At 64.2% G+C, this 7,809-nt stretch carries 7 protein-coding genes; 4 read left to right on the forward strand and 3 right to left on the reverse strand.

All coding sequences use genetic code 11. From position 1 onward, the window contains the following. Positions 1–472 (forward strand): LysE family translocator (locus ACIQ17_RS28195; RefSeq protein ID WP_398472701.1); only part of this gene is annotated, 472 nt, incomplete at its 5' end. Here the strand turns inward: ACIQ17_RS28195 and ACIQ17_RS28200 are convergent. After that, a complete protein-coding gene (locus ACIQ17_RS28200) occupies positions 473–1,282 on the reverse strand; it encodes an N-formylglutamate amidohydrolase (RefSeq protein WP_398472702.1) in 810 nt (269 codons plus the stop codon). It abuts the gene before it with no gap. Positions 1,283–1,436: 154 nt separating this feature from the next. On the opposite strand from ACIQ17_RS28200, the gene ACIQ17_RS28205 reads away from it, so the two are divergent. Next, the gene (locus ACIQ17_RS28205) at positions 1,437–1,835 is read left to right on the forward strand and encodes a gamma-glutamylcyclotransferase (RefSeq protein WP_398472703.1); all 399 of its coding nucleotides are present in this window, start codon (positions 1,437–1,439) and stop codon (positions 1,833–1,835) included. Positions 1,836–1,894: 59 nt separating this feature from the next. Here the strand turns inward: ACIQ17_RS28205 and ACIQ17_RS28210 are convergent, their stop codons facing one another. Together ACIQ17_RS28210 and ACIQ17_RS28215 are read right to left on the reverse strand one after the other, a co-directional pair. Then, on the reverse strand, positions 1,895–3,115 hold the full coding sequence (locus ACIQ17_RS28210) for an MFS transporter (protein WP_398472705.1): 1,221 nt from the start codon (positions 3,113–3,115) through the stop codon (positions 1,895–1,897). A 106-nt stretch (positions 3,116–3,221) separates the two neighbouring features. Further along, a complete protein-coding gene (locus tag ACIQ17_RS28215) occupies positions 3,222–3,776 on the reverse strand; it encodes a chlorite dismutase family protein (RefSeq protein WP_398472707.1) in 555 nt (184 codons plus the stop codon). Positions 3,777–3,902: 126 nt separating this feature from the next. Between ACIQ17_RS28215 and dnaG the strand changes: the two genes are divergently transcribed. Further along, positions 3,903–5,894: a DNA primase gene (gene dnaG, locus ACIQ17_RS28220; RefSeq protein WP_398472708.1), complete on the forward strand. Its 1,992-nt coding sequence runs from the start codon at positions 3,903–3,905 to the stop codon at positions 5,892–5,894. A 292-nt stretch (positions 5,895–6,186) separates the two neighbouring features. Then, positions 6,187–7,809 (forward strand): RNA polymerase sigma factor RpoD (gene rpoD, locus ACIQ17_RS28225; RefSeq protein ID WP_398472709.1); only part of this gene is annotated, 1,623 nt, incomplete at its 3' end.

Here is a 7,809-nt window from a genome sequence, read left to right on the forward strand (position 1 = left end):
GCTCGCAGTGGTCATCGCCATTGTCGGTTTCGGCCTCACCACCATGATGGCCACCATGGGCTACTGGTTCGACTGGGTGCGCTTCATCGGCGCGGCCTATCTGGTCTGGCTCGGCATCAAGCTGGTGCGCGCGCCCATCGAGGGGATCGATACCGAGACCCCGCCGGCGCCGCCGCGCGGCGGTTTCTTCCTGCAAGGGCTCGCGGTGTTGCTCAGCAATCCGAAGGTGCTGGTGTTCTTCGGCGCCTTCATCCCGCAATTCGTCGATCTCGACCAGAATCACTTTTTGCAGGTGACCATCCTCGGCGCGACCTTCATGGTCGCTGCCGGATTGACCGACGTCGTCTATGCTGTCGCTGCCGGCCGGGCGCGAAAATTCTTTTCGGCCCGGCGCACGCGGCTGCTGTCGCGCATCTCCGGTGGCTTCATGATCGGCGGCGGCGTGTGGCTCGCTTTGACGCGGGCGCGTTGATCAGAGATGTGATGCGCGCGGCGTCACCAGCGTCGCCGCGATCTCGGTCAGGATGCGCACCAGCCGCTCGGCCCATGCGATCTGGCCGCTCTCGTCGGTGATCAGGTCCTGACGGATCTCGATCCCGGTATTCATCAGCCCGCGCTTTTCGCCGTGGACGGGGATCGTGTAGTCGGTGGCGTCCGACACCGCATAGGGCTCGTTGTCGCCGACGACCAGATCGCCTTCGGCGCGCAGATGCTGCAGGAGCTGCGGCGGCAGCGTGCGGTCATGCTGATACAGCGTACCGATATGCCAAGGCCGCTTGATGCCGGCATAGACCGGCGTGAAACTGTGCAGCGACACCAGCACCGTCGGCTGCCCGACCTTGAGCCGTGCGTCGATCACCGCATCGATGCGCCGGTGATATGGATCGAAGAACAGTTCGCGCCGGCGTGCCCTGTCATCTTGCGTGAGGCCGTCATTGCCGGGAATGGTCGTCGCCTCGCTGATCAGCGGGATCGAGCTGACAGCGTCCGGCGGCCGGTTGCAGTCGATCACCAGCCGTGAATAGCGCTGCGCGATCAGATGCGCGTTCATTGCCATCGCCACGCGTTCCGCGACGCCGGCGATGCCGATGTCCCAGGCAATATGCCGGGTCAGCTCGCTGGCGGGCAGGCCGAGATCGCCGAGCATGCGCGGGATGATGCGGCCATAATGATCACTGGTGAACAGGAAGGGCGACGCGCTGTCCGTGTTCAGTTCGAGAACGGGATCGATCTCATCGGGCGCGAGGCGCAGCTCGGATGGGGGCAGGTGGTCCAACGGCATATCTCTTGATTGCCGGCATGGATGCACCGGCCATGATTCCCAGGCTAATATAGCGCGGAAGCAGGGCAATTGAATGCCGCAACGGGTCACGTTATCGCGGTGCCACCTCGGCGCGATCGGCCTGCGGGTTACAGACAGTGCATGAAAGGCGACGATGTCGGATCGTATTTTCGTCTACGGAACCCTGATGCGTGGTTTCGATCATCCGATGTCGAAGCTGCTCGCATCGGGCGCGGATTTCCTCGGCGAAGCCTCGTGCCGCGGCCGGCTCTACATGGTCGCGCATTATCCCGGCCTGCTCCATGCGACGGCCGAGAGTGACATCGTTTATGGCGACCTGTTCCGGATGCGCGATCCCGACAAGCTGCTTGCGGTGCTCGACGACTATGACGGCATCGGCCCCGCGGAAGAGCAGCCGACCCTGTATCTGCGCGAACTGTTGCCGGTGACATCAGGCGATGGCACGGTCACCCAGGCCTGGACCTATATCTACAATCGCCCGGTGATCGAGACGAAACGGATTGTGTCAGGCCGCTTCCTGCAGGGCGGATGAGCGCAGCGTCATCCGCCGGCCGAACGCGCAGTTGAAACTCCGCGGGATGACGGCTCCGCCTAATTCGTCCTGCGATCGCGTGCCGACACTTCCAGCGCGAACAGTGCCAGCGCCAGCAGTGATGCGCCGATGCCGATGATCGCGATCATCGTTGTGCCTCCGCGGGCCACTGCAAAGCCGCTGAAGCCGGAGCCGACCGCGCCGCCGAAAAAGGCGCCGGCAAGAAACAGCGCATTCAGCCGGCTGCGCACATTGCCCGCCAGCGCATAGATGGCGCGTTGTCCGGCCACCACATTGCCCTGGGTGCCGGCGTCGATCAGGATGCCGGCGACCACGAACAGCGTGATGGCGGTGCCGCCGCTGCTGTGTCCGCCGATCCAGGTCAGGACGAAGCTCAGCAACACCAGCGTCATCGCGGTTGCAGTGACGAGGTCACCGCGGCCCTGATCAGCAAGGCGTCCAGCCAGTGGCGCGACCAGCGCGCCGCCGGCGCCGGACAGCAGGAAGGCCGACATGGCGATGTGTCCGAACGAGAAGGGTGGCTCTTCCAGCACCAGCGGCATGGCGGTCCAGAACAGGCTGAACGATCCGTAGAGCAGGCATTGATAGGCCGCGCGTCGCTGCAGCACGCGTGTGGTCAGCGCCAGATTCCACAGCGAGTGGATCAGCGTCGCGTAATTGAGGCTATGCTCCGGCTTGCGCCGCGGCAGCGCGATCATCATCAACACCAGCACGCCGCACATCAGAGCCGCCGACACCACGAACACGGCGCGCCATCCGAGTGAGCCGGCGATCATGGTCGCGAGCGGCCGCGACAGCAGGATGCCGAACAACAGGCCGCTCATCACGGTGCCGACGATCTGCCCGCGCCGTCGTTCCGGCGCGAGATGCGCGACCACTGGCAGGATCATCTGGGTGCCGACGGCAGTAAGGCCGACCAACATCGTCGATGCTATGAACACGCCGGCGCTCGGTGCGGCTGCGGCGATCAACAGGCTGACGATCAGGCTGCTGAGGGTAATCAGGATCAGCGTCTTGTTCTCGACGAGATCGCCGAGCGGCGCGAGGAACAGCAAGCCCAGCACATAGCCGAACATCACCATGGTCAGCATCACGCCGGCATTGGACAGGTCGAGGCCAAAGCTCTCGCTGATCGGTCCGACCAGCGGCTGCGCGTAATAGATATTGGCGACGGTGATGCCGCAGGCGATGGCGAACGCGAGGATCAACCAGCCGCCGGGACCTTGGTCAGGGGCAGCGTGTTCGGCAGGAGCGGACATGGAGACTTTCAGGCGGGCGGGAGCGCCAGACCGATATGGCGCATGCCCGGCCCGCCCGTAAGACGCCATCCTGAATGGGAGCCATGCGGGCCGGACGTTCGTGCGGCTAGACGATCCGCGCCAACCTCACATCCACCTCGCGCTCCACGAACTGCCATTCCTCGCTCTCGCGCAGCATCGCGACCAGTTCTTCGAACCGCTCCGCATGCGCTGGCGCATATTCGAACCAGGTGAGGAAATCGAATGGGCCGCCGAGATCGCGCGAATGGTAGAGCTGGCGCGCGATCGCCGGCAGATATTTCAGGCTGTCGGCGATGTGGCGGGACTTGTCCTCGAAGATGCGACGGCGCTCGTTCTGGCTCATCAGCCACCACGCATTGCTCTTGCGGATCGGGATCAGCGCGGCACAGGTCGCCTCCGGGCGGCCGAGCCCGGCCTGCACCTTGTTGAGCGCGATCTTTTCCAGCCGCTCCACATAGCGGACATGGCTGGCGACGCCGATCAGCCGCCACGAATGGGCGGAAGGCGCCGGCGGCAGCGAGATCGTGTCGGCATGGGTGACGGACACAGCGGGCATGATCGGCAGCGTCTCGCCGCGCACGGGCGCGACGGAGAGCACCCGCCACGTGCCGGTCTGGCCGCCTCGGAAAGTCGTGAACATTCGTCCTGTTAAAAACGGAACTTTGGAGATTTCAAGGGCGCTTTTGGTCAGCGGCCCTGTGAATAACGTGCGCCAGCGCCAATATTGTGCCAATTGGCAACCACCGCCCTATATGCCTAATCCACCATGCGTTTCACGCCCCACTTTCTCGAAGAACTGCGCGCCCGGCTTCCGGTTTCGGAAGTCGTGAGCAAGCGCGTCAAGCTGAAGAAGGCCGGGCGGGAGTGGAAGGGGCTGTCGCCGTTCCAGCAGGAGAAGACGCCGTCCTTCACGGTGAACGACCAGAAGCAGTTCTACCACGACTTCTCCACCGGCAAGCACGGCAACATCTTTGATTTCGTGATGGAGACCGAAGGCGTCTCCTTCGTCGAGGCCGTCGAACGCCTGGCCTCCATGGCCGGCCTGGCCGTGCCCGCCGCCACGCCCGATGCCGCGCGGCAGGAGCAGCGCCGCAGGACGCTGCATGACGTGATGGAGATCGCCGCCAAATTCTTCCAGGACACGCTGACCTCGCGCCACGGCGCGCAGGCGCGCGGCTATCTTGCCGATCGCGGCATCGGCCCGCAGACGCAGCTCCAGTTCCGCATGGGCTATGCGCCGGAGGATCGTTTCGCGCTGAAGGAGCATCTCGGCGCCGCCGGCATTCCCGTCTCCGACATGGTCGAGACCGGCATGCTGATCGGCGGCGACGATATCCCGGTGCCGTATGATCGCTTCCGCGATCGCGTGATGTTTCCCATCAGCGATGCCCGCGGCCGCATCATCGCCTTCGGCGGCCGTGCGCTGAAGAAGGACGTGCCGGCAAAGTATCTCAACTCGCCGGAAACGCCGCTCTTCCACAAGGGCGACAATCTCTACAATTTCCCCATGGCCCGCAAAGCCGCCCATGATGGTGCGCCCATCGTGGTGGTCGAAGGCTATGTGGACGTCATCGCCATGGTCGGCGTCGGCTTTCCCGGCGCCGTCGCCCCGCTCGGCACCGCGCTCACCGAGAACCAGCTGCAGCTGCTGTGGAAGATGGTGGACGAGCCCATCCTCTGCTTCGACGGCGACCGCGCCGGCCAGAAGGCGGCATGGCGCGCGGCCGAGCTGGCGCTGCCGCATCTGAAGCCCGGCAAGAGCCTGCGCTTTGCCCTGCTGCCGGAAGGGCAGGACCCCGACGATCTCGCCCGCTCCGGCGGACGCGGCGCCATCGAGGATGTCATCGCTGCGGCCGGCACGCTGTCGGACCTGATCTGGGCCCGCGAGATCGCGGCCGGCGATTTCACAACGCCCGAGCGCCGCGCGGCGCTGGAGGCGCGGATCGGCGAGATCTCCAACGCCATTCGCGACGATGTCGTGAAGAAATATTACCGGCAGGATCTGGCCGAGCGGCTCTATCGCCAGTTCGGCGGTGGCGCGCGCGGTGGCGGTGGTGGAGGTAACCGGGGCGGGCAGGGCGGCAACTTCCAGCGCGCCCCGCAGCGTCCCTTCGTGCCGCGAATCAGTGGCGGCAATCGTGGCATCTCGCCCACGGCGACCCAGTTGCTCGGCCGCGGACCCTATCAGGCGGTCAGTCCACAGCTTGCGACATCGTCCCTGATGCGCGGCCAGCGCAGCGCCGTGTCGCGACGCGAGGCGCTGATCCTGCAGTCACTGATCAACCACCCCTGGCTGCTGCATGACCGGCTCGAGGAGGTCGCCGCGCTCGAACTGGCGCATCCCGAAATGCACCGCCTGCGTGCAGGCATCATCGCCGCCTTCGCCCACGAGCATCATCATGGCGACGAAGCCGAGCAAAGCGCGGAAATGCGTGAAGACCTGGTAAAGGCCGGATTTTCCGAGCAATTACAGCAGGTTGAGCGGGCGATCACGGTCCAGGCGGTATGGGCATCGCAGCCTGGGGCTGCGCGCGAGGACGTTTTGGCCACCTGGATGCAGCTTGTTGCCTTGCATCGCCAGTACCACTCCTTACTTAGAGAACTGAAGGATGCCGAGCTCGCTCTGGGCGCGGAGGCCAGTGAAACCCACTATGGTTGGCTCCGCGACGTGAAGGCCAGGCTCGCCGAGGTGGACGGGACCGAGGCGCTGATCGAGGGGTTTGGCGAATTGTCAGGCCGCTTCCAGCGCACCCAGTAAGGTCGGCAAAGGCCAGTTTGCTGCGGATTGAAACCGTCCAAAATGCGAAAAGACTCGCCAAATCCAAGGTTTGGCGGCACAAACAGGGTTAATCCGGGCTTAAGCCTTCATCGGCTAGAGCTCGTTCAAACGAGTTAGACAACCGGGTCGGATGGCAGGGTGGCGAGAAGGTAGCGCCGCCCTTTGTGCGTCATTCAGACGTCCACCGACTGGTTACGATGATGAGATGGCGGGGCCATGACACCAGCTGGCATGATTGGCCCCCGGCGTGAGCGCGTTTCAGGAGCATTGAATGGCCACCAAGGCAAAGACGCTGCAGACCAAGGACAAGGAAAAAGACGTGGCAGCTGATGCGCCCGAGAAGGATGCCGCCGAAGCGCCGTCGCCTTTGCTCGATCTGTCCGATGCGGCCGTCAAGAAGATGATCAAGCAGGCCAAGAAGCGCGGCTTCGTGACCTTTGATCAGCTCAATGAAGTGCTGCCTTCCGACCAGACCTCGCCCGAACAGATCGAAGACATCATGTCGATGCTCTCCGAGATGGGCATCAATGTCGCCGAGAACGACGACAGCGATGACGAGGAGAAGCAGGAAGAGGACGACGAGACCGACAACGAACTCGTCGAGGTCACGTCCAAGGCCGTCACCGAAGTCAAGAAGTCCGAGCCCGGCGAGCGCACCGACGATCCCGTGCGCATGTATCTGCGCGAGATGGGCACCGTCGAGCTGTTGTCGCGCGAAGGCGAAATCGCCATCGCCAAGCGCATCGAGGCCGGCCGCGAGGCCATGATCGCGGGCCTCTGCGAAAGCCCGCTGACCTTCCAGGCCATCATCATCTGGCGCGACGAACTCAACGAAGGCAAGATCTTCCTCCGCGACATCATCGATCTCGAAGCCACTTACGCCGGCCCCGAAGGCAAGGGCGGCGTCAATCCGGCGATGATCGCAGGTCCCTCGGGCGATGGTGACAGCGAAGGCGGCGAGACCGCCGTGGCCGCACCGCCATCCGCGCCCGCCCAGGCAACGCCATTCCGCGCGGCGCCCGGCCGTGCGCAGCCCGCGGCCCAGCCGCAGGGCGAGTCGCAGTCGTCGGAAGGCGGCGAAGGCGAGATGGACGACGACGAGTTCGAGAACCAGATGTCGCTTGCCGCCATCGAGGCCGAACTGAAGCCGAAGGTGGTCGAGACCTTCGACAAGATCGCATCCGAATACAAGAAGCTGCGCAAGCTGCAGGAACAGGACATCGCGAACCAGCTGGAAAGCTCGTCGCAGGGTCCGTCGCTGTCGCCGTCGCAGGAGCGCAAGTACAAGAAGCTCAAGGACGAAATCGTCGTCGAGGTGAAGTCGCTGCGCCTCAACCAGGCGCGTATCGATTCACTCGTCGAGCAGCTCTATGACATCAACAAGCGCCTCGTCTCGTTCGAGGGCCGCCTGATGCGCCTCGGCGACAGCCACGGCGTCGGCCGCGAAGACTTCCTGCGCAACTATCAGGGCTCGGAGCTCGATCCGCGCTGGCTCAACCGTGTCTCGAAGCTCTCCGCAAAAGGCTGGAAGAACTTCGTCGCGATCGAGAAGGACCGCATCAAGGAGCTGCGCGGCGAGATCCAGCAGCTGGCAGCACTCACCGGCCTCGAGATCGGCGAATTCCGCAAGATCGTGCACGGCGTGCAGAAGGGCGAGCGCGAAGCGCGCCAGGCCAAGAAGGAAATGGTCGAGGCCAATCTCCGCCTCGTGATCTCCATCGCCAAGAAGTATACCAACCGCGGCCTGCAGTTCCTCGACCTGATCCAGGAAGGCAACATCGGCCTGATGAAGGCGGTCGACAAGTTCGAATATCGCCGCGGCTACAAGTTCTCGACCTACGCCACCTGGTGGATTCGTCAGGCGATCACCCGCTCGATCGCCGACCAGGCGCGC

This window comes from Tardiphaga sp. (genome assembly GCF_044340795.1).
Lineage (GTDB): Bacteria > Pseudomonadota > Alphaproteobacteria > Rhizobiales > Xanthobacteraceae > Tardiphaga.

What these genes read in the sequence shown, in the direction of transcription:
- ACIQ17_RS28200 (WP_398472702.1), bottom strand. Translation starts at nt 1,282, where the DNA reads ATGCCGTTGGACCACCTGCCCCCATCCGAGCTGCGCCTCGCGCCCGAT.
- ACIQ17_RS28205 (WP_398472703.1), top strand. Translation starts at nt 1,437, where the DNA reads ATGTCGGATCGTATTTTCGTCTACGGAACCCTGATGCGTGGTTTCGAT.
- dnaG (WP_398472708.1), top strand. Translation starts at nt 3,903, where the DNA reads ATGCGTTTCACGCCCCACTTTCTCGAAGAACTGCGCGCCCGGCTTCCG.
- ACIQ17_RS28210 (WP_398472705.1), bottom strand. Translation starts at nt 3,115, where the DNA reads ATGTCCGCTCCTGCCGAACACGCTGCCCCTGACCAAGGTCCCGGCGGC.
- ACIQ17_RS28215 (WP_398472707.1), bottom strand. Translation starts at nt 3,776, where the DNA reads ATGTTCACGACTTTCCGAGGCGGCCAGACCGGCACGTGGCGGGTGCTC.